Genomic DNA, 23,144 nt, shown 5'->3' with positions numbered 1-23,144 from the left:
CTAAGAAAATGAATATTTTTCAAATTTATTAGTGTAATACAAAAAAATGAAAAATTTTTAAATATTTGTAATACGATACAAATTTTTAAATATACTTTTTATATTATGAAAACACTAATCCGACAGGTTTATTTAGATCAACTTATTTCTCTCAAAAACTAATCGTTAATCAAAATCATTACAGGCGTAAGACGTTGTGGGAAATCCTTCTTATTACTATCGTATATTGATTATTTAAAGGCTAACGATTCTAAGGCTAATATCATTTTTATTGACTTCACGAAAGTCGAATTTGAAAATTTGTTAGAGTATCACCAATTACTTAAATTTATTTCTGAGAACTGAAAACCAAATAAAAATAATTACGTTCTTATTGATGAAGTACAGATGTGTAAAAATTTTGAAATTGCTGTTAATGACTTATTTTCTTCGAATAAATATGACATTTACTTAACCGGGTCAAATGCTTTTTTATTGAGTAGTGATCTTGCTACTTTATTTACTGGTCGTTACATGAGCATTAATATTTTTCCATTCTCTTTTCAAGAGTATTTAGATATTTTTGAGATTAAAGAAAATTATCAACAAGCTTTTGATGAGTACGCTCGTATTGGTAGTCTTCCAGGCGTTTATCAATTTGAAAATGATCGTGAAAAATCAGATTATATTGAAAATGTTTTTCAAGTGGCAATTTTAAAAGATATTATTCAAAAGTATAAAATTAGAAATATATCTGTCTTGGAAAAGGTCTCAGATTTTTTGATTAATAATATCTCTAATATCACTTCAATTCACAACATCGCGCAAACTTTAGCTCAAGAAAAAACCCCAATTAATTACAAGACCTTATCTTCATATGTTAATTATTTATGTCAAGCATTTGTATTTTATTCATGCAAAAGATATGATCTAGTAGGGAAGGAATATTTAAAATCTGGAGAAAAATTCTATTTATCTGATCATGGAGTTAGATATGCAAAACACGGATTTAAAAACCTTAATTTTGATAGGATGTATGAGAATATTGTCGCAATTGAATTAATGCGTCTTGGTTATAAAGTTTATGTTGGTAAACTTTATAAAAAGGAAATTGATTTTGTAGCTGAATCCCGAAATGAAAAATTTTACATTCAAGTAGCAGATAATATTTCCAATGAAGAAGTTTTTAATAGAGAAGTCAACTCCTTGTTGCAAATTAAAGATGGCTTTCCAAAGATTTTAATTGCTCGAACTTTTCATGAGACGGCCACTTATGAAGGAATTAAAATAATTGATTTAGTCGATTGACTCAGAAAAACAAACAATTGAACAAATTAGCATTTTTTGAAGTTTTCAAATATTAGTTTTAACTAGGATTTAAGCTTCTGTTTTTTCTAATTTATTGGCTAGTTTTGCTAAAATTTAATACAACAAATAAATCCTGTTAAATGAATTACAGAACTATTTAAATCTTTCTAAAGGAAGACGATATGAGAAAAAAGCATTTTAATATGAAAGCCTGAATTGGGACTTGGAGTACACTAGGAGCGATTGGAATCATTGTTCCAGCTGTCATGGTTGTAGATTCTCGATTTAATCCTAATTCAATTTTGATTAATAATGAAGTTTTGAACACTGCTTCAGGTAACCAAGATAATCAATCTCAAAGCGCTCAAATTGCTGACTACTATGCTAAACTTCCAGCAAATTTACATTTAAAAAATAACGCTAATCAAAACCTTTTTCCTTCAGATAACTCTTTTCGTGAAATAAATACTTACGAAAAATTGAATTCTATTTTAGCTGAGGATAGTCAGATCCCTGATTTACCAGATAGCATTAGTGCAGACAATAATTTGCAAATCGTTTTACTTGCCCCGAACGATAATTCTGGGTCGATGTCAGTTCGAGTTTTAGTTCAACAATCTAGTTTTAGTCAACTTCCTTACCAAATGAATGGTGAACTTGGAACACCTAATAACTCTGGTAGAATTATTTCTATTTCTGGTTTTAAAAATGTGAATGCTGTTGCTACTTCTTGATATTCTCAACTGAAACAAGTTTTTGCTAATAATACTTCTGAAATTAATGCTCACGGAAAAAATATTACAACTCAAGTATTACTTTTGCAATTGAATGCAGAACTGATGAATAGTTCATCAGATCCGGTTAATGTAATTAACAATTATTTAGATAATAAAATTGCTGCATTCCCAAGTGATTTAACTTCACGAGGTTATAAGCCACATTTAGCCAATATCACCGCTAACCAGGACGATGGAACTTTATCTTTTAATTTAGCCATTGTGAATTCAAATGAGCAGCCTCTTAGTGTGGTTATGAATCAAGAAACTATTGCTAATGGATTAGATTTAAAACTTTCAGGTATTAAAACTGGTGTTTCTTTTGCATTGGCTGACAATTTAACCTTTACTACATTTACTACAGGTAATAGTATTAATTGACAATTTGCAGTTCCTGGAGTTAGTACTAAGGCTCAAGCTTTGTGATACTTGCAGGCTGTTGTGCATTACGGATTTACCGACCAATTTATAAATCAGGTTATAGCTAAATTAAACGAGACTAGTGAGTTAACAAATCATACCAATGGTTACATAATAACTTTTGATCCATCAAACCCTTTACCTACTAATCTCGCATACTCAAGTGATGGTTCTTCACTAGTAGCAGGAGGCCATGGTCCAAACGGAACAGCAAATGCTCCGTCTAGTTCTAACAACGGAATGAATGGATCTTGAAAACTTAATGGCATCTCCGGGGTTCAAACTGAACTACGTAATTTGTTATCATTGAGCTCATTTCAAACTATGAGTCGTGATAATCCCCATCAATCAAATCCAACTATTAGTAATGAATCAAGGATTATTGATTATTACAAAAATCTTGCGGATAGTTATGCCCTTAATCCAAACCCAGGTGGTGAATCAGATAAATTACCACAGCAATCTGGGATTACCAACCAAAGTACTTTAACTAACGTCAATAATGCATTAAATTTACAGAAAATACCAGATCTCGCTTCTGCCTTAGAAGGTTATGAATTAAAATTTGTTCCAGGGTCATTTGATAATAACGCTGGTACTTTAAAACTTCGTATTATGATCGCTGATGCTAGTGGGAACTTATATGCAACTAATGGTGGCATAACTAACACTGCAAATGCAGGTAAAGAATTAACTTTAACTGGTTATAAAGCTTTCCCAACTATTACTAAGCAATTTTATGATTCGCTTAATGTTCTTGCTAATGGTGGAAACATTTCAGTTCTTAGTACAACAACTGATAGTGCACAAGTTGCAGCTAATAATTTATTAACCACTTCAGGAGATAAGATATTAACTACGATTAATAATTACTTACCAGATGATAAGAAAATTAGAACTTTTATTCCTCCATTCACAGCAAACGGATATAAGTTATCAATAACTGATATTTCACCAAATTATACTACTGGTACTGTTTCGTTTAATTTACAAATCGTGAATGGTGCAAACCAAATAATAAAACCAGACGGAACAACCGAAATCACATCAACTGATAACAGTTTTAAAGGTCCTAAGATAACTCTTGCTGGATTAAAAACCGGATTTAATCAATTACAAGCAACCTTAGATCCAGTTATGGTCAGAATGGCTGGAGATAATTGATCTCGTTGAACAATTTATATTCAGGGAATTACAACCAAACAACAAGCATTATGGTATTTACAAGCCATTGTTGCAACTAATAAACAAAATGAATTTATTAATCAAATCGTCCAATTATTCACTAATGGACGTTCATTTACTAATGATGTTTATATGGTTTCGTTTAACCCTTTAGATAGATCAAACAGTATCCCCAATCAAGCTCCATACTCTGCAACTGGAGATAGTCTTGTTGCTGGCGGTCGTTCTTGAAATACTTCTGATCCTAATAATGGTATGAATGGAAGATCCAAAATTGATCCAAACAATAATGTTGCTGGATTGCGAAAAGAATTAACTAATTTGTTGAGTTTATCAGCATTTAAAACAGTAGATTCGAATAATCCGTTCGTACAACCTAAACAGTAAATTTTTAGTTTTGTTTTTTTGTGTTTTATACAAAAGAAACATTTAAAAAAACAATATGAATGGCTTTCATAAAACGATTTCTTTCTTAATTTTCAATGGTGTTTTTTAAAGATTTGTTTTAGGTGTTTTTGTTAAAAATCATTTTTTCTTTACAAACAATATTAATTAAAACCATTTATGCGATATAATAATATACGTATTTTTAACCCGATTTTATAGATAGTGAGCAATATTATGGAAAAACCAACAACCAAAAAACAAGGACATCCAGCCATGCACGAAGTATCTTTTACTTGTGCTTCTTGTAATGCAAATTACAAAATTACCTCAACTTTAAAAACCACAGAAACTGGCTTAGATATTTGCAGTAACTGTCATCCATTTTATATTGGATCTGGTGGTCAACAAGTTGTTAAAGGTCGGGCTGAAAAACTTTCGTCTAAATTTGAAGCTGGGAAACACACAGCAGCTACAAAACCTACTAAGCCTGTAGTTAAACAAAGTCCAAAAGATAATCATAAAGCGAAGTCTTTAGCTGATCTTTAGATTTTTGTAAAACGATGATCTGACAGGAAAATCCTTGGCGGGATTTTCTGTGCGTCAAATCATCGTTTTTTTTATGTTAATAGCCATTTTTACATTAAGGAAAACTTATGCAATATAACAAACAACTTTATGAAGCCTTAAATAAAATCGCATCCAATGCCAAAAGTTTAGAAGAAGAACTAACAACGGTTGGTAATGATCTGAAAAGAATGCGAGACATCAACCGAGAATTAAAACACAAAAAAGCGGTTTTAAATGTTTTTAATCAATACCAATCATATTTAAAACAAGCCGAAGAAGCTGAAAACATCTTAAATGATTCTGCTCAAAAAGATTTACATGATTTAGCTCAAGAAGAATTATCTGCTGCTATTCGGGAAGTTCCTAGACTTGAAGAAGAATTAAAAGTATTGCTATTACCTGTAGACCCTAATGATGATAAATCAGTAATTGTGGAAATTCGAGCAGCGGCTGGAGGAGATGAATCTAGTATTTTTGTTGGTAATGTTTATGATATGTACAAATCTTATTGTGATGCCCAAAAATGAGAACTTAAATTGTTGGAAAGTTCTGCAAGTAGTGTTGGTTATAGTTTTTTATCCTTTGAAATTAATGGAGATGATATCTATGCCAAAATGAAATTTGAATCAGGTGTGCATCGGGTTCAAAGAGTACCAGCAACAGAAGCCAAAGGCCGAGTTCATACATCAACAATTACTGTTGCTGTTTTACCTCAATTAGATGAAGTTGAAGTACAAATCAATCCTGCAGATTTAAGGATTGATACATATCGTTCAGGTGGTGCTGGCGGTCAACACGTTAATCGAACCGAATCCGCAGTTCGAATTACCCACTTGCCAACTGGAATCGTAGCAGCATGCCAAGAAGGTAAATCTCAGATTATGAATCGAGAAACTGCAATGCGAATGTTGCGTTCAAAATTATGGGAGGCAGCTCAAGCCCAGCAAGATGCTGATTTGTCTTCTTTGCGTAAGTCACAAGTAGGTTCGGGTGATCGTGCGGAAAAAATTAGGACATATAATTATCCGCAAAATCGTGTGACAGATCACCGAATTGGTTTGAGTTTAAACAATTTAGATCGTGTCATGATGGGAGATCTTGACGAATTAATTGAAGCCTTACGTGCCAATGAGCAAGCTCAAAAAATGACCCAAGTTACGAATATGTAATTTATGTTCACTTTTAATGAATTATGTAATTATTTAAAAGATTTATATTTAGAAAAATTTGATCAAAATAAAAGCATTTTTAATGAATTAATATTTTTTTATTCACAAAAAGTTAAATCTCCAGAAAATTTAATATCTTTGCGAAATGAAAAAATTGATTTTGATCATCAAAAACTTGAAAAATCACTGCAAAATTATTTTCAAGAATTCCAACCTCTTGAATATATCATTCATAAAAAAATTTTTCATGGCTTAGAATTTTATGTCGATAATCGAGTTTTAATTCCACGTGATGAAACTCAAACCGTGCTTGATACATTTATCAATGACACTAAATCGATTATTAAGCCTAATGATGCGATTCTGGACTTATGTACTGGAAGCGGATGCTTAGCAATTAGCATAGCTAAAGAATTTAATACAAATCCAGTTTATGCAAGTGACTTTAGTCAGGACGCTTTGAATGTTGCTTTAAAAAATATTGAAATTCATAATATTAAAAATTTGGAATTAATTCACGCTAATTTTTTAGATGTTTTGCAGCAGATTCCCAATCCTGTAAAGTTTGTAATTTGTAATCCCCCATATCTTGATTATGACGATCCTTTAATTCAAAAAAGTGTATCCAATTTTGAGCCTTCAATGGCTCTATATGCGCCCTTTGCTGGATTGCATTTTTATCAGGTTCTTTTCAATGAAATGCTAACTAATCACCAATTTAAACCAAAAGTTGTAATTTGTGAATTAAATCATACAATGGCTCATGCCATTCATTCGTTGGCTTTTCCTTTAAGAAAAAACTATAATATAAATCTAGTTCGCGATTTAAATAATGATCTTCGCGTGATTAAATTAATACTAAAGTAGTTATTTATGCAAATCTATGATTTTGATGAAGTCGATGAAATCGTCTTCGAATTAAAAAACGGCCGTGCGTGCATTATCGAAACAGATACACAATTAGGATTAATTTGTTATAACGGCCGTTTAATTTATGAAATAAAAAAACGGCCCCGTTCGAAGAAATTAGTAACTTTTTTACCACGTGCTAATTTTATCCAAGTTAATAACCCCTTATACAATTTATTAGCGGAAAATTTTTGACCTGGAGCATTGACGTTAGTTATTAATTCAGTTTCTTACCGGATTCCAAACAATGAGAAATTATTGAAAATTTTAAGCCGCACTGGTCCTATTTATTCCACTAGTGCTAACTTGCATAATGAACAACCTTTTGTTAATGTACTTGATTATCAAAGCATTGAGCACTTCCAAAATTATGACGATCAATTATTTTTGGTGAGCGGAAAGCAAAATTCTGTGATGCCTTCTACTGTATTTAATTTAGATAGTGGTAAAATATTACGCAAAGGTTTGTTATTTGATGAACTTTGTACATTTTTAAATTCCCATCAGGTGAAATATGACTTCTAAAAAACCATCATTACCAGTTATTTATTTTGGAGCTGATCATACCGGTTTTACTGTTAAAAACAGTTTAATAACATGATTACAAAAAAAAGGTTACCAAGTTGAAGATTTAGGTAACAATGTTGAAGATCCAGCAGATGATTATCCGTTGTATGGTTTTGCGGTTGCTAAAGCCGTAGCAAGTCATCAAAATGCCGTTGGAATTACAATTTGTGGAACTGGCGTGGGAATTTGTATAGCCGCAAATAAAATTAAAGGAGCTCGCGCTGCTTTAGTTTATGATCCAAAAATAGCAGATTTAGCTGTACGCCATGATAATGCAAACATTTTAAGCTTAGCTGCTCGCCAAACGTCCCTGAAGAAAATGCAATCAATTATTACAATTTTTTTGAATAGTAAATTCGAAAAAGGGCGACACTCACGAAGGGTTAATCAAATCATTAAACAAGAAGAAAAGACAGGTTTATAAATTATGAATATTCAGTCGCAAGTTTCAAATAAAAAAAATAAAACAAAACCTGTATTTTTAACTAAAGATTATTGAGTCAATGCTTTAGTTAAAAAACCAGGATTAACTTTAGAACAAAAAAATCGTTCTTTCAAAAAGATTACTTTTATTTCATCTTGAGTTTTTGCGTCGGTTTTAATTATCGTTGGAATTATTATGGGATTTTTTGGTCTTGCAGGATATACTGTAAACGTAACCGATGCTGGCGAAGTTAGCAATCGTGGTCTAGCGTTATATGGTCCAGGTAATATCGTCGATGGTGTTGTTCAATTTGGGTTGTTGCCTTCTAGTCATGTTACAGCAGCAGGAGAAACTGTTCGAATTGAATTTACTCCTATTGTATTAAACTATGGTGGACGTATTGCATTATCGTTTTTAGGTGCTTTAAGTTTATTTATCGGTGTCGTATTTATTTTTGTTGGTACGTTCCAAATGTTATCATATGTTAATGTTCCTGCAAAGAAACTTGCCAAATATGGAGAAGAACAAATCGCACATGCAAAATCTAAAGCTAAGAAAGCTGCTAAATAAAGAATTACAACGCCAGCAAGATTATATTGAATTGATTGCCTCAGAAAATTATGCTTCTAGTGACGTATTGGAAGCAGCAGGTAGTATCCTAACTAATAAATACGCCGAAGGTTTTCCTGGGAAGCGTTATTATGGTGGATGTAAATACGTTGATGAAATTGAACAACTTGCCATTGATTCTTTAAAAAAATTATTTAATGCCCAATATGCAAATGTTCAGCCCCATTCTGGCTCAACTGCAAACGCTATTGTGTATTTAGCTTTATTAAATCCAGGTGATAAGGTTTTAGCAATGGATTTAAATGCAGGTGGACATTTAACCCACGGTTCAAAAGTTAATTTTTCAGGGAAAACTTACGAATTTCATAGTTACGGATTAAACCCTGAAACCGAACTTCTAGATTATGCTGCAATTGAAAAACAAGCACTACAAATAAAACCGAAATTAATTGTTTGCGGCGCTTCAAATTATTCGCGGTTTATTGATTTTTCTAAATTCCAAAAAATTGCTAAAAAATGCGGTGCATATTTAATGGCCGACATTGCTCACATTGCAGGTTTAATCGCTACTAAACTTCATCCTGATGCTTTACCTTATTGTGATGTTGTGACTTCAACAACCCATAAGACCTTGCGGGGGCCTCGCAGTGGAATTATTATGAGTAATAATCCTGACTTATTTAAAAAATTGAACAGCGCCACTTTTCCGGGTTCTCAGGGTGGACCTTTAGAACATATTATTGCCGCAAAATACGTCGCCTTTGAAGAGGCTCTTAAACCCTCATTTGTTACATATCAAAAACAGGTTTTAGCCAATGCAAAAGCTCTTGCTAAGGTTTTTCAAGAAAATGGTTTTCATGTTACCTCTAATGGAACTGATAACCATTTGTTGTCTGTCAATGTTTTTAAAAAGGTTCAAGTAACTGGAGATTTAGTTGAAAAATGATTGTATGATGCAGGGATTGTTGTTAATAAAAATACGGTTCCCAACGAACCTAATTCCCCACAAAAACCGTCCGGCATTAGACTTGGATCACCAGCAATGACTACTCGAAAATTTAAGTGTAAAGAGTTTGTGCAAGTAGGTCAATGAATTGTTGATATTATTAACTCAAAAGGTGATTTGAAAACTATTAAAGACATTAAATCTAAAGTAAGGGTTTTACTTAAGCGCTTTCCGATTTATACAGGACTCAAATATTAATTAATTTATGAGATACACCATCAATCACTTTAATATTAATGTTTTAGATTTACAAAAATCAATTGACTTTTATAAAACTCATTTGAGTTTAACTGAGGTTCGTCGTAATGAAAAAGAAAATTTTACATTAGTCTATTTGTCTGATGAAAGTAAAACTTTTCTATTGGAATTAACGTATTTACACGACCGTTTAGAACCTTATGATTTGGGAGATAACGAATCTCATTTTGCATTAATGGTGGATGATTATGAAACCTCGCTAAAAAACCATCAAGCAGCTGGTGTTGTTGTTCTTGTTAATCAAGATTTAGGAATTTATTTTATTGAAGATCCTGATGGATATTGAGCCGAAATTATTCCTAATCGGCTTATTCAAATCGAATAAATCTAGAGTCTGTTTTTTTACTAGATCTGCCTAAATGTAATTTAAAAGATATATTAGGTTAAAAAAACTGTTGATAAAAAGTTTAATTTTTGTTGATAATTTAATTCTGAAAATAGACACAAACACGATATATCGTTTTCTTTTTAATCAGTGATAATTTTAGTATGCTTATTCACATTAGAAATTTTTAAAGAGGTAAACTATGGAAAATATTCACTTTAAAGCGAAAAATGCAGACATCATTCAAAAGCAAATTAAAAATGTCTTATCAATGTATGAGAAATTTAATTGTGATGTAATTTTTAATGAAAAAGAAAAACTAAAAGTTACAATAACTTCAGATTATATGATCTTTCAAGACGGTTTAATTAACGGAGAAATTAATATGACATTAGAAGATTTAGCGAAGTTAATGCAAGCTGGATTTAACAAATTAGATAGCAAGATTGAAGAGACAGAAAATCGGCTTAAGAAAAAAATTGAAGAAACAAACACTAAGATTGAAGAGACAGAAAATCGACTTAATACTAAAATCGAAGAAACAGAAAGTCGACTTAACACAAAGATTGAAGAGACAGAAAATCGGCTTAACACAAAGATTGAAGAGACAGAAAATCGGCTTAACAAAAAGTTAGATTTTCATGAAACATTATTTAAAGAACACGGTTGAATCTAGTTTGCAATGTTTGTTAAATGCTAATACAATTTATAAATCATTTAATAACTTTCTTATAGTTGTGATATACTAATATAGTAAATATGCACTAAAAGGAGCACCTTCGGGTGCTCCTGTTTAAGTGTTAACTAGCAAAAAAGGACTAAGAACGCATCTCTAATGGCAAACAAAACTGAAAGCTTTTTGAAGGCAATGGAAACTTTAGCAAGTGAGAAAAAAATAACTTCTGAAGAAATCGCTGAGGTTTTAAAAGAATCAATTGCAAAAGCTTATACTAAAGATGATCCCGACTTTCGGATTGAAGTCGATGTTGATTTAAAACGTGGAGAATTAAGTATCTTCCATCTTTTAAAAGTAGTTTTAGAAGAAACTGATGATTTCGATGACATTCATGAAATAATTTTAGCTGATGCTTTAAAAACAAAGGCAGATGTTAAAATAGGCGACGATATTAAAAGTGAATTAAAGTTTAGCGATGCTAAACCTGATTTAGCTCGTTATATTTTGCAAATATTTAAGCAACGAATTGCAGAATTATCGAATAAAAAAATAGTTGAAGAATGGTCACCAAGATTAGGTGAAGTCATTTTTGCTGAATATGAAAAACAAGAAGAAAAGGGCGGTGGAATTGTTGATCTTGGAACCACCAAAGGATTTTTAGATCGTAAAGGTGTAGTTAAAGGAGAAGTTCTTCAACCAGGTAAAAAGTATTGATTTGCAATTAAAGCGGTCACTCAACAATCTCATGGTTGGCCTGTAATTTTATCAAGAACTGATGGCGCTATTTTAAAACACATGTTAGAAACTAATATTCCAGAAATCGCTGACGGTACAATTGAAATTAAAAATATTGCAAGAATGAGTGGTCAAAAATCTAAAGTAGCAGTAATTTCGCATAATAAAGATTTTGATCCAATTGGTGCAATTATTGGTAAAGAAGGCGAAAAAATTAAACAAATTTCAAAAGAATTGCATAACGAGCTAATTGATATTTTGATTTGAAACGAAAATCCTCAGCAAATTGTTGTCAATGCCATTGCCCCAGTAAATGTATTAGGAATAAACATTGTTGAAGACAGCGAAAAAGATCGCAGCATGGAAGTTATTGTTGGAGATGATTTTTTACCCAATGTAATTGGTCGAGCGGGTATTAATGTTAAATTATTAGCACGCTTAACTGGTTGGAATATTGACATTAAATCTGAAACCCAAGCTCTTGAAGACAACATAGAATATGCTAGAAATGATTTAATTGCTGAAGGCTTTAATAATTTTGCGCGCCGCACTAAATTCATCAAGCGCGATGATTCTGGTTCACGTTTTGGATCACGAACTCGAATTTCTGATAAACTTAGCGCTAAACCGGTTTCATATACAACTAAAGAAGATGACGACAACTTAATAGAAGTCGACATGGATGTTCCTGAACCAGTGAGTAAACAATATGATGTATATGAACCGTCTAAAGTAAATGAAGGTGCTACTTTAGTTGATTTATCTGAGGATTTTGGATTACAAGATCAAACTGAATCTGAACCCACTGCACAAAAACCAGTTGAACCAGAAATTGCTGAAACTCCAACTGTTAATCCGAATTCTATCACTACTTTAATTAGTGAAATCGATATGAAAGCCGAACCTAAACGGGCAATGAAAGAAGTTAAAACACAGACTTCAGATAAAAAGAAAAAAGATAAAGATAATAAATCTAAGAAGAGTCAACGAAAATCGCTGGATGATTTTGCTTTATTAGATCTTGACGCTTTACCTTCTACGGATGAGGCGTCAAACGATGACCAAGGTCAAGACTCTAAAACCAAAGAATAATGAGAGAATGTGCGTTCTCACCAGAACTGTTCATCCTAAAAAAAATCTTATTCGGATTTGTCGAATTGATAGTCAATCGGTTGTTCTTGATCTAAAACAAACTTATCAAGGGCGGGGAATGTATTTTTCCAATATTCCCAACGCAGCCCTTAAATTGAAACAAAAAAATCTTATCAATAAAATCTTAAAAGTTAGTGTTCAACCAGAATGATACGAACAGTTAGCTGCACAATTAGACAACATTAAACAGTAATAATTTTTTAAGGAGTGTATTACTTATGGCAAAAACCGGAAATCACCAAAAACAACGGAATAAACGCCCCAATCAACGGAATGATAAACGGGATGGGATTTCTTTACAAAGTCACTTTAAAAAAGTAACAACTGGTGTCCAAAATGGTGTCTTTGTTTATACAGGGCCTTTATCATTAAGTGCTTTTAGTGAAAAAATTGGACAGCCTTCATCAGGCCTTATTAAACATTTTTTTCTGAAAGGAAAAATAGTTAACCTAAACACGATGCTGTCAATTGAACAAATTGGTGAATTGTGTTTAGAATACAATATGGATTTCCGCATGGAAACCGAAATTAATGAAGAAAACATTTTAGATGCCATTAAATTTGATGATGATCCTAGTAAATTAATGGCACGCCCTCCGATTGTTACCATCATGGGACACGTTGATCATGGTAAAACAAGTTTATTAGATGCAATTCGAAAAACCAATGTTGTTAGCGGTGAGCATGGCGGAATTACTCAGCATATTGGTGCTTATCAAGTAGCTTTAGATGGAAAGCCAATTACATTTATTGATACTCCCGGACATGAAGCATTTACGAGCATGCGAGCCCGAGGTGCTGATGTCACTGATATTGTCGTCTTAGTTGTGGCTGCAGATGACGGAATTAAACCCCAAACTGAGGAAGCAATCGATCACGCTAAAAATGCCAATGTTCCAATTATTGTTTTTATTAACAAAATAGATAAGCCAGAAGCCAATGCTGATCGTGTCATGCAGCAAATGAGTAAATATGATTTAGTACCAGAAGCCTGAGGTGGTGACACAATTGTTGTCTCGGGAAGCGCTTTTACTAAAGAAGGTATTACAGAATTATTACATAGCATTTTATTATTAGCTGAAATTAACAAATACGAAGCCAATTATAATTGTCAACCTTATGGTGTTGTAATTGAAGCTAATTTGGCGCCAGGATTAGGTCCTTTGGCTTCAGTTATTATTAATCGAGGTACTTTAAAAGTCGGCGATTATATTGCTTTAGGTGCAGCCTGCGGACGGGTTCGAACAATGCAAGATGAAAACGGTAAAGACGTCATTGAAGCCACACCAGCTAAACCTGTTAAAATTTCAGGTTTTGATATTGTTCCAGAAGTTGGCGAAAAGTTTATCGGGTCTGCAAACGAAAGTGAAATTAAAAATATTGCAGCATCATACAAACAAAAAATGCAACGTCAAAAGCACGAAAGTTTGTCAGCGACAATCCAATTAAGAGAACGGGTTGAAAATAACGAAGTTAAAAGTCTTGATATGATTTTAAAAACGGATGCACAAGGCTCTTTGGAAGCAATTAAACAAGCGGTTGGTTTGATTGAAGTTGAAGGCGCTTGTACGAATGTTATTCGGGCTGGTACTGGTGCTATTAGTGAAACCGATGTTAAACTAGCACAAGCTTCCAAAGCAATTATTTTTGGATTTAATATGGCAATTCCTAAAGCCATTAAAGAAATGGCTGATAGTGTTGGCGTTATCATTCGTTCTTATGACATTATTTACAATATGTTACGCGACGTTCAAGATTTATTAAAGGGACAATTAGACCCAGTTTATGAAGATATTGAGCTTGGTGAATTAACTGTCCGTGAAATTTGAAAACATAGTAAAATTGGGACAATAGCTGGGTGTTATATTACATCAGGTAAAGTTAAACGCAATGCGAATTGTCGCATTATTCGCGATGGAGCTGTTATTTATCGATCAAAAATAGATTCATTAAAAAGTTTCAAAGAATTTGTTTCAGAATTAGACCAAGGCCATGAATGTGGGGTTACGATTACTAATTTTAATGATCTTAAAGCTGGTGATGTCATTCAAGTATTTGAAACAATTGTACAGGAACAATAAATTATGCCAAGCTATAAGAAAGAACGTCTTGAAAACCAAATTAGCAGCATCTTGAATAGTACCATCCTAGTTGAAATTGAAAATCCAATTGTTAAGTTAGGTAGTGTTACTTATGTTAAACTATCTCCAGATTTTTCGGTTGCTAAAGTTTATTTGGATTGTTTAAACCGGAACGAGATTGATAAGGTAGTAGCAGCTTTTATTAGTGCTAGTGGCGTTTTCAAAACTGCATTAAGTAAAGTTTTAACAATTCGCCGAATTCCCCACTTGCATTTTGTGGCCGATGTTGCTATTGATAAATCGCTTGAAATTGAAAATATCTTGCGGGAAATTAAACAGGAAAATAAAGCTTAGAAGGTGTACTAGCATGAATGACAATTTAAAAAATACAAATGCCAAAAATGGCCAAGAGAATTTAAAAGGTGTTACTAAGCAAATTCGCCCCCCTGTAATCCACCATACTAAAAATATTAATTTACCAGATTCAAGTCAATCAAAGCCAGAAGAAAATTTAAAGATTGTTCCAGCAATTCGGATTTTTACAGCCCCAGCTGATTCATCAGAAAATTCGAACGATTCTCAAAACCTTCAAAAACCAGAATCTATGACTTCACATACTAATAATCACAATGCTAAGGTTATTACCCAACCTGCGGTTATGCCAGTATCTGAGCAACCCAAAACACTCGCTCGCAAACCTAAACCGGTTAAATTTAAAAAACCTAAAAACCAAAAACCTGCAAAAGAAAAAAAATATAACAAAAACAAATTCAAGCAGTGAATCCAATCAAAAAAACAAAAACGTTTAGAAAACACTAAGCCTTCAAAAATTTCCGTTTTTAACCGGTATGTTACCAACACATTAAACCAAAAAAAGAAATTACGAATTGAATGGATCTTAATCGGTTTAATTTCACTTATATTAATTGCCTTCTTTGGTACAATTTTAGGAATTATGCAACGTTTTATTGGTCTTTCTGCGCCACGTTATCCAGCCGTTGCGAATGCCCAATCTTACAATCATGTTATGCGAATTATTAGCATCTTCTGTTTCGTATTATTAATTGTTCCTTATTTTTATGTAATGGCAGCTTTTTTCTCAGGGATTAATCAAATTCACAAATCTAAATCCGTTCATTACATCATTTGATTTACACTCATTGTAAATATGCTTTTTGTGATCGTTGTTTGTATTTTGTTGATTGTTGGTTACTATGGCCTAGACGGTTACAATTTAGTTCGCAACTTGAGTTAGTTTGGTATGTCATTTGACAAAATTATTTGTTTTAACAAGCCTCGTGGTATGAGTTCAGCAGCCACAATTGCTCGAATTAAAAAAAGTTTAAATGTCAAAAAAATTGGTTATGCTGGAACTCTAGACCCTTTAGCGAGTGGAGTTTTATTAGTTGGCATAAATAAAGCCACTAAACAGTTACATCAGTTGACAAGTTTGGACAAGATTTATCAGGTTAATATTTTATTTGGAATTGAAACAAATACTCACGATATTACTGGTGAAGTTGTCAGATTAAATTATTGTTTTCCAAATCAAATAAACTTGCTGCAAACAATTGATGATTTTACTAAAAATCCGTATTGGCAACAACCACCGCAATTCTCCGCGCTGAAAGTTAATGGAGTTCGTGCATACAAGTTAGCACGTCAAAATATTCCTGTGAATTTGTCCAAACGTCTTGTACAAGTTTATTGATGTCGTCTGTTAAAATTTGATTTACCTAATGTATCGCTTGAAATAAAAGTTTCGAAAGGATTTTATGTTCGTTCTTTTATTATTGATTTGGCAAAAAAATTAAATACTGTCGCAACTATGCAAAGTCTTGTTCGTATCGCTTGTGGTGATCATAACATCAACCAGGCTCTAAGTTTTAAAGATTTCAAAACAGGGAATGAATATGCTTAATAATAATTTTTTAGTTATCGGATTTTTTGATGGTATTCATCAAGGTCATTTACAATTGTTTAAAACAGCTGTAAATGATTTTTCGATTTTAACCCTAAAAAATTTACCCAATAAAAACCACGACTTTTTGTATCCTTTTAACGAACGGGTTAAACAATTACAAAACACAAATGCTCATAAAATTTATTGACTTGATATTCAAAAGCACAATATGTCTGGCGAAGAATTTGTTTTTAATGTTTTGGATAAACTAGCAATTAAGGGAGTGATTGTCGGCGAAGATTTTAAATTTGGGAATGACCATTGCGGAATTGATTTATTAAAAAAACATTATCCTTCTTCGATTTTTTTAAAACGGACTCTTGATGCATCGCGAACCATTCGTGAAAACATCCGTCTGGGAAATTTAAAAAAAGCGAACCAAGAATTAGTTTATCCGTACTATCGAACTGGAATGGTTATTAAAGGTCAGCAACAAGGCCACTGATTAGGTTTTCCAACTGCCAATTTAACAGTTGATAAAACCCTGGTGCCTATGGCTTTAGGTTCATATTCAACTACAATTAGTTTTGATAACCAAATGTATCATAGCGTTAGTTTTGTTGGTAAAAGCAAAACAATGGATCAAAAAAATTACTCAATCGAGACTCATGCAATTAATTTCACGGGTTCATTGTATGGCAAAACTATTAAAGTTGTATTTCACCAGTATCTGCGTACTCCTTCAAAATTTGAATCGGTCCTTGAATTAAAAAACGCAATTAAAAAAGACATCGAAAAAACAAAGGAATGATTTAATAATGAAACAAAACGATAATTTGATTATTCGGAATTATGAATTAACTGATTACGATCGTTTTGCGCAACTGATTAATGTCGTTTTACAATTAGAGAAAAATCATGTTCCTATTCAAGCTAAAAAAGCACTAATAGATTTTCATATCTATAAGTACTTACAGCAAGCTACATGAATTAAAGTCTGTACGGTTAATAATCATCTAGTAGGTATTTTAATGGCCGTTAATCCACTGGACAAGGCTTTATATCGTGTGCAAACAAAGCAAAATTTTCTTAATGCTCAAAATAAGATTACAACACTAAAACAATCAATTCGTGACAAGAATGCTTATTCCCCAAAACAAATGAATGGAATACTAACTCAACTAGCAGTTCTTGAAATGATTCCCATATTTGTGCAAGAAGTTGATAAAACTTATTGTTTAAATAAATCTATTGAGATTTTATTTTTTTGTGTTGATTGAAATTATCAAGGCTTGAATATTGGCAAAAAATTGTTGCAACTCTTTAAACAAAATTTTCAATCTTGAAAGAACCAGTTTTGACTTTTAACTGATTCTAATTGCAATTGAAAATTTTATGAATATCAAGGGTATCATAAAATTGCTGAACGTGTTGTTTTTAATCTTCAACAAGAACCTTTTTTGGATTTGAATCTGCAGCCTTATAAATTAATGGTTTATAAATTTGCATAATCTCTTTTCAATTTAATATCCAGATTAATAATTAATTAATATAATTTGTCTTGCTATCTTCACTTTATGAAAATATTTGATACCCTTTCCCAAAAAATTCATCTATTAGATGATGACCCTATAAATATCTATTTATGCGGACCAACTGTATACAATCACGTTCACATCGGTAATGTCCGGCCATTAATAACTTTTGACGTTTTAAATCGTGTTTTACGTCACAAAAAAGTTAAAGTTAACATGTTACACAACATTACTGATATTGATGACAAAATTATTAAACAAGCTGTTTTAGAAAATTTATCTGAATTGGTTTTGTCTAACAATTATGCAAATGCTTATTTTGAAGTTATGAGCAAGTTAAACGTAATTCAAATGGAAAATCCCAAAGTCTCAGAAAATATTCCTGGAATTATTAATTACATCGAACAATTGATTAGTAAAAAAGCGGCTTATGTGGTTGATGGAGATGTCTATTTTCGAATTAATTCAATTCCCAATTATGGGAGTTTAGCAAAAATAAATAAAGAAGAATTACGTGCTGGCGATCGGGTTGATGTTGATCTTAAAAAAGAAGATCCGTTAGATTTTGTTTTATGAAAAAATACGCAAGAAGGAATAAAGTGAGAAAGCCCTTGGTGTGCTGGTCGTCCCGGATGACACACAGAGTGTGCTTATTTGATTAGAAACCATTTTGGAAAACAAATTACTATTCATGGTGGTGGGATTGATTTGCGTTTTCCACACCATGAAAATGAATTAAGTCAACATTTAGCTTTAACGGGTGAACCCATATCTAAATATTGAATGCATGTAGGTCATTTGAATATAGATAACCAAAAAATGTCTAAGTCATTAAATAATTTTATTTATGTTAAGCAGCTATTGGAAAAATATGATTTCCGAGTAATTCGTTGATTTTTTTATCAAAATCATTATCAGTCTCCCTTAAATTTTTCAAATGCAGTTTTGCAAACAGCAATTAAAGATATTGAAAAAATCACATTAACTATAAATAAAGCAAGAACATTTCTGACTTTAAATAATAAAACGTTACCTAGTAAGCATGAAGTAAATCACAGTTTTTTAGAAGCACTAGAAGACGACTTAAATTTTGCTAATGCAACAAAAGTAATTTGAGAAATTGTTAGCAAAATGAATGAATTTACAATGCACAAAAATTTTGAAGAATTAACTTTTGCATGTGAACAGTTATTGTGGTGTTTAGACATTTATGGAATTGAGCCAAGTAACATTCATACTAAGCCTAATATTGATTTAATTAAACAATGAAATGCAAAAGTTCAAAATAAAGAATATATTGAAGCTGATGAATTACGCACCCGCATTCAAAATAAGAAATTAATGTAAGGATATATAAATGAATCGTTCGTTTTCAAAAAAACCACACAGATCTCCAACGTATTTAATTGGTCGGAAAAGCGTTTTAGATGGCTTTGCTAATAAATTGCCAATTAAAAAAATTATGTTGTTTAAACCTGACAATTTAATAGTGGGTTTAGCAAAAGATCATGATATTGAAATCGAAATGCATTCGCTGAAATGGTTTGATACACAAATCAATAAGAATTTTAATCACCAAGGAACTGTGGCTTTAGTTGATGTTGATAATATTTTTATTAGTCCTGAGGCTTTGTTAGCTAAAACGAAAACTAAACAAAAAAGTTTAATCGTTGTTTTAGATAAAATTATGGATCCAGGTAATTTTGGTGCAATTCTGCGAACTTGTTTGGCTGCAGGAGTCGATGGTGTTATTTTTAAAACCGAAAATCAAGCACCAATTAATAACACAGTAATTAAGACAAGTTTAGGAGCGGTATTTTCCTTAAATTTAGTTAATGTAGCTAATTTAAGATATGTGATGGAAAAATTTAAATCATCCGGATTTTGAACCGTAATTTCTAGTCTTGATGAATCATCGATCAACTATACTAAACTCGATGCTGAAAAAGTTCTTTTAGTACTAGGCAATGAAGACGCAGGAGTTAGCCCATTACTAGCTAAAGAAGCTGACTTTAAAGTTAAAATTCCAATGTCAGATCAAATGCAATCACTTAATGTATCAGTAGCTGCTGGTATTCTTATATATGAAATAAAAAAACAACAAGGATTCTAATATGGATAACATGCACCCGATAATTTTAAAGTTTCGACCAGCATTATTAAATCATGTCTGAGGCGGTAACCGTTTAAAAGATCTTTTTCAATCACATTTAGATGATCAAGAACCAGTTGGTGAAGCTTGAGTAATTAGCGGATTTGAAGATATTAAACATCAATCTGTTTGTATTGGCCCAAGCCCATATTCTGGTATTTCTTTATTTGAAATATATAAGAAATATCCTAAGTTATTTAATTGTCCAAAAAGTCCTTATCCGCATTTAATTAAGTTTATTGATGCTCATAATGACTTAAGCGTTCAAGTTCATCCAGATGATAAAGTTGCTTTAAAAAAACATCATTGCTTTGGAAAAAATGAAGCATGATATGTTTTGAGCGATTTAAAAGATGACTCCATTTTGTATGGTCATAATGCACAGTCAAAACGCGAATTAGAACATTTAGTTTTGAATAAAAAATGGAATGATTTATTAGTTCAAAAACCCATCAAAAAAGATGATTTCATCTATGTCCCAACTGGTACAGTACATGCTTTAAAGAAAGGCAATTTTGTTTGTGAAATCCAACAATCAAGCGATATTACTTATCGGTTATATGATTATGATCGTTTGGGTTTAGATAAGAAACCACGTCAGTTGCATATTGAAGATAGTTTAGAAGTGATTACCGTTCCTCAAAATTTTGAAAATTCACAAGCATTGGCTAAGCATCATAATAATTATTTAATAGATAACGATTTTTTTAAATTGATTAAATTATCCCAAAATAATCAATCATTGAATTTAGAGAAAACCAATTGATGTGAAATTATTGCCATTAGTGGTTCGGGGAAAGTCAATAGTCTTGACTTTAAATTTGGTGATGGAGCAATTGTTTCTACAAACCATACAGAATTAAAGATAAGCGGAACATTAGAATTGTTAGTTCTTGTTAATTCTTAATTGTTTATAGATATCACTAGTTTTAAATCTTGAATATTTTTATTGGCAAATAATAATTTCTCATTATTAAATCATTCCGTTTACTATTTAAAATTTTCTATTTATCCTGTTTGGATGATTTCATTTCCTATGTTTAGATTTTTATTTACATTTTTTTATTATTGTATTTCTCGTATGTAACTAATTTGCTGACTAAATAAACCTAAATATTTAGCAAATATTATAAAAAAGTTTATACCCATAGACAATATTCAAAAGCCAATATTTTTTTGTATTTTTGATACCAAAAATATGTTTTTTTTTTTTTTTTTTGAAATTGTCAAGTTGCCGCCTTATAATTAACTAATAATTCTTAGTATGAATTAACTGTCATTGTTTTAGTGTAGTCGATTTTTTTATACGTAAAGGAGTTAAAATGACTAAAGATAAAGCAACAGATTTGTATCTTGGATTTGGACAGTTATCGCCCTTCTCGCAAAGACGTATTTATGTTTATTATGGACTAGTTGGTATTGTTGACTTAGCAGGAATTTGTGCTTTTCTTTATGCACTGATTTATTTGCCTGTAAATCATCACCCGATGACTTTTAATTATTTGTTTAATGGCAGTAATGATGATTTTGATAACACGAACGCCTTAATTGCTTTTGCATTTGGGTGTTTTATTACGGTCATAAAAATCTTTTATCTGATTGTAGTTTTGTTTGTCTTTAGAAATACAGGATGAAAAATGATTTATCGCATTTATCCATTTGCATTTTTTCTTCCTTTTATTGGCCTAGTTGGAGGTGTTTATTTTGCGTTAATTACTTGAAAAGCTTCCAGCATTTATCGATCTTCTACACCACCAGTAAGAACTCCATCTGGTTTCTATTAGTAGGTTTCAAGAATATGCCATTTTTTTCAGTTCCAGGTGCTTATAATAGTCCCCCGCCTTTTGTTGATCGGTCTGACGAACACCAAAAGCGCTTAAAAAATTTGGTCAAAGAGTCTGAAGTTTTTTCACAATTGCAAGACGACTATTACACCAATGAATTTAAGTGATATAAAACAACCTTTTATTATCTTGTTCAATACAAAAGATTTTTAAAAAAAATTAAGTTAACTAAAGAAGCTTTGAAACGAGTTTATGGTAATTTTCTTCTTGTTTTTTATTCGCTTATTGCGATAGGAATTGGTGCCATTATTATTGGCTGCATAATGATTATTACTTATGTTGAAGTTTCTCCGGAATTAGGCCCAAATCCAGCCTGATATGGTTACTCTATTTTTTCGTTTTGTATTGGCTTTATTCTTATTTTGTTAACAACTTTTTTATTGCCTTCATTTATGCAAAAAATTAATTCGCGATGCATGCGCTCATATGCAGTAACCACTAGAAAAGAATCTATTTTTGATCCTGGAACCAAACATGACGTATCTTATGGATTTTCTAAGGATTTTTATTAAATATAAATTTTGGTAAGTTTTTATGCTTCAAATTGCAATCAATCATTATTTTAGTGAATTTGCTATTACTGACTTTTAGACAAATTTTGGAATTCTTATTTTTGATGCATTAATGTTTTTAATCTTTTTTGCTTTTATTGGTTTTGGTTATATAATATATAGGCACATTATGTGAATAATGCGTAACTTTAAATTAGCAAGCAGGAGAGCACTTTGCTCAACTAAACTGCGCTAACGAACACGGAGGTGTTGCTTTATGGCTAAAAAAGAAGTCACAAGAATTGCCAAATTAGAACTATTAGGTGGTCAAGCTAAACCTGGACCAGCATTAGCTTCAGTTGGTATTAACATGGGTGAATTTACGAAACAATTTAATGATAAGACAAAAGATCGAATGGGAAAAGTTGTTCCAGTCGTAATTACTGCTTACAATGATAAATCATTTGATTTTGTAACTAAAACCACCCCAACTACTGTTATGTTGAAAGAAGCTGCAAAAATTGAATCTGGAGCTAAAAATCCAAAAACCGAAAAGGTTGGTAAGATTTCAAAAGAAGCTGCATTAAAAATCGCCGAATACAAGATGCCTGATTTAAATGCTAACGATATTGATGCAGCACTAAGATTAGTTGCCGGCACAGCAAAACAAATGGGTCTTGAAATTGAAGGCGTAGATCCGATTAAGTCGAAGAAGGGGAAATAGT

25 protein-coding genes are annotated in these 23,144 nt (G+C 31.8%); all 25 read left to right on the top strand.

The window, feature by feature from the left end; all coding sequences use genetic code 4:
* Positions 1-165 precede the first annotated feature (165 nt).
* The 25 genes from T384_RS06170 (at position 166) to rplK (ending at position 23,143) form a co-directional block, all read left to right on the top strand.
* Positions 166-1,317, top strand: a complete 1,152-nt coding sequence (locus T384_RS06170; protein WP_307128442.1) for an ATP-binding protein — start codon at positions 166-168, stop codon at positions 1,315-1,317.
* A 152-nt stretch (positions 1,318-1,469) separates the two neighbouring features.
* The gene (locus T384_RS0101890; protein ID WP_027119612.1) at positions 1,470-4,055 is read left to right on the top strand and encodes a hypothetical protein; all 2,586 of its coding nucleotides are present in this window, start codon (positions 1,470-1,472) and stop codon (positions 4,053-4,055) included.
* A gap of 234 nt (positions 4,056-4,289) precedes the next feature.
* Entirely contained in the window at positions 4,290-4,601 is a 312-nt protein-coding gene (gene rpmE / locus T384_RS0101885; RefSeq protein ID WP_052663419.1) for a 50S ribosomal protein L31, read from the top strand.
* 107 nt (positions 4,602-4,708) lie between these two features.
* Entirely contained in the window at positions 4,709-5,791 is a 1,083-nt protein-coding gene (gene prfA, locus T384_RS0101880; RefSeq protein WP_027119610.1) for a peptide chain release factor 1, read from the top strand.
* Between the two features lie 3 nt (positions 5,792-5,794).
* Positions 5,795-6,658, top strand: coding sequence for a HemK family protein methyltransferase (locus tag T384_RS06960; RefSeq protein WP_052663418.1), 864 nt, complete (start codon positions 5,795-5,797; stop codon positions 6,656-6,658).
* 6 nt (positions 6,659-6,664) lie between these two features.
* On the top strand, positions 6,665-7,225 hold the full coding sequence (locus T384_RS0101870) for an L-threonylcarbamoyladenylate synthase (protein WP_027119609.1): 561 nt from the start codon (positions 6,665-6,667) through the stop codon (positions 7,223-7,225).
* Positions 7,215-7,691, top strand: a complete 477-nt coding sequence (locus T384_RS0101865; protein ID WP_027119608.1) for an RpiB/LacA/LacB family sugar-phosphate isomerase — start codon at positions 7,215-7,217, stop codon at positions 7,689-7,691. The genes T384_RS0101870 and T384_RS0101865 overlap by 11 nt, the downstream gene beginning before the upstream one ends.
* A gap of 3 nt (positions 7,692-7,694) precedes the next feature.
* Complete coding sequence (locus tag T384_RS0101860; protein ID WP_027119607.1) at positions 7,695-8,261, top strand: hypothetical protein; 567 nt, start codon at positions 7,695-7,697, stop codon at positions 8,259-8,261.
* The gene (glyA, locus tag T384_RS0101855) at positions 8,206-9,465 is read left to right on the top strand and encodes a serine hydroxymethyltransferase (RefSeq protein ID WP_156933109.1); all 1,260 of its coding nucleotides are present in this window, start codon (positions 8,206-8,208) and stop codon (positions 9,463-9,465) included. The genes T384_RS0101860 and glyA overlap by 56 nt, the downstream gene beginning before the upstream one ends.
* 7 nt (positions 9,466-9,472) lie before the next feature.
* A complete protein-coding gene (locus T384_RS0101850) occupies positions 9,473-9,850 on the top strand; it encodes a VOC family protein (RefSeq protein WP_027119605.1) in 378 nt (125 codons plus the stop codon).
* A gap of 202 nt (positions 9,851-10,052) precedes the next feature.
* Entirely contained in the window at positions 10,053-10,526 is a 474-nt protein-coding gene (locus T384_RS06955) for a hypothetical protein (RefSeq protein ID WP_052663417.1), read from the top strand.
* A gap of 159 nt (positions 10,527-10,685) precedes the next feature.
* Positions 10,686-12,353 (top strand): transcription termination factor NusA, encoded by a 1,668-nt coding sequence (gene nusA, locus T384_RS0101840; protein WP_027119604.1) that lies wholly within the window; start codon positions 10,686-10,688, stop codon positions 12,351-12,353.
* Entirely contained in the window at positions 12,319-12,606 is a 288-nt protein-coding gene (locus T384_RS06155) for a YlxR family protein (RefSeq protein WP_169734572.1), read from the top strand. The genes nusA and T384_RS06155 overlap by 35 nt, the downstream gene beginning before the upstream one ends.
* Before the next feature lie 25 nt (positions 12,607-12,631).
* On the top strand, positions 12,632-14,494 hold the full coding sequence (gene infB / locus T384_RS0101830) for a translation initiation factor IF-2 (protein ID WP_027119603.1): 1,863 nt from the start codon (positions 12,632-12,634) through the stop codon (positions 14,492-14,494).
* 3 nt (positions 14,495-14,497) lie between these two features.
* Positions 14,498-14,848: a 30S ribosome-binding factor RbfA gene (gene rbfA, locus T384_RS0101825; protein WP_027119602.1), complete on the top strand. Its 351-nt coding sequence runs from the start codon at positions 14,498-14,500 to the stop codon at positions 14,846-14,848.
* A gap of 13 nt (positions 14,849-14,861) precedes the next feature.
* Complete coding sequence (locus T384_RS07530) at positions 14,862-15,749, top strand: MPN157 family protein (RefSeq protein WP_245595151.1); 888 nt, start codon at positions 14,862-14,864, stop codon at positions 15,747-15,749.
* Positions 15,750-15,755: 6 nt separating this feature from the next.
* On the top strand, positions 15,756-16,415 hold the full coding sequence (gene truB, locus T384_RS0101815) for a tRNA pseudouridine(55) synthase TruB (protein ID WP_027119600.1): 660 nt from the start codon (positions 15,756-15,758) through the stop codon (positions 16,413-16,415).
* Positions 16,408-17,232 (top strand): riboflavin biosynthesis protein RibF, encoded by an 825-nt coding sequence (gene ribF / locus T384_RS0101810; RefSeq protein ID WP_027119599.1) that lies wholly within the window; start codon positions 16,408-16,410, stop codon positions 17,230-17,232. Before truB ends, ribF begins: the two co-directional genes overlap by 8 nt.
* Positions 17,216-17,908 carry a GNAT family N-acetyltransferase gene (locus T384_RS06950; protein ID WP_027119598.1) on the top strand — a complete coding sequence of 231 codons (693 nt, stop codon included), beginning with the start codon at positions 17,216-17,218 and terminating at the stop codon, positions 17,906-17,908. Before ribF ends, T384_RS06950 begins: the two co-directional genes overlap by 17 nt.
* A 66-nt stretch (positions 17,909-17,974) precedes the next feature.
* Positions 17,975-19,279: a cysteine--tRNA ligase gene (gene cysS / locus T384_RS0101800; RefSeq protein WP_027119597.1), complete on the top strand. Its 1,305-nt coding sequence runs from the start codon at positions 17,975-17,977 to the stop codon at positions 19,277-19,279.
* A 10-nt stretch (positions 19,280-19,289) separates the two neighbouring features.
* Positions 19,290-20,045: a 23S rRNA (guanosine(2251)-2'-O)-methyltransferase RlmB gene (gene rlmB / locus T384_RS0101795; protein WP_084266103.1), complete on the top strand. Its 756-nt coding sequence runs from the start codon at positions 19,290-19,292 to the stop codon at positions 20,043-20,045.
* A 1-nt stretch (position 20,046) separates the two neighbouring features.
* Entirely contained in the window at positions 20,047-20,991 is a 945-nt protein-coding gene (locus T384_RS0101790; RefSeq protein WP_052663415.1) for a type I phosphomannose isomerase catalytic subunit, read from the top strand.
* Positions 20,992-21,406: 415 nt separating this feature from the next.
* Positions 21,407-21,868: a hypothetical protein gene (locus tag T384_RS0101785; RefSeq protein WP_027119594.1), complete on the top strand. Its 462-nt coding sequence runs from the start codon at positions 21,407-21,409 to the stop codon at positions 21,866-21,868.
* Positions 21,869-21,882: 14 nt separating this feature from the next.
* Positions 21,883-22,440 (top strand): hypothetical protein, encoded by a 558-nt coding sequence (locus T384_RS0101780; RefSeq protein ID WP_027119593.1) that lies wholly within the window; start codon positions 21,883-21,885, stop codon positions 22,438-22,440.
* 256 nt (positions 22,441-22,696) lie between these two features.
* A complete protein-coding gene (rplK, locus tag T384_RS0101775; protein ID WP_027119592.1) occupies positions 22,697-23,143 on the top strand; it encodes a 50S ribosomal protein L11 in 447 nt (148 codons plus the stop codon).
* Position 23,144: the final 1 nt, after the last annotated feature.

The organism is Mycoplasma testudinis ATCC 43263, from assembly GCF_000687795.1.
Lineage (GTDB): Bacteria > Bacillota_I > Bacilli_A > Mycoplasmatales > Mycoplasmoidaceae > Mycoplasmoides > Mycoplasmoides testudinis.
Note: the sequence above shows the minus strand (reverse complement) of the source record. Positions and strands in the feature narration are given on the sequence as shown.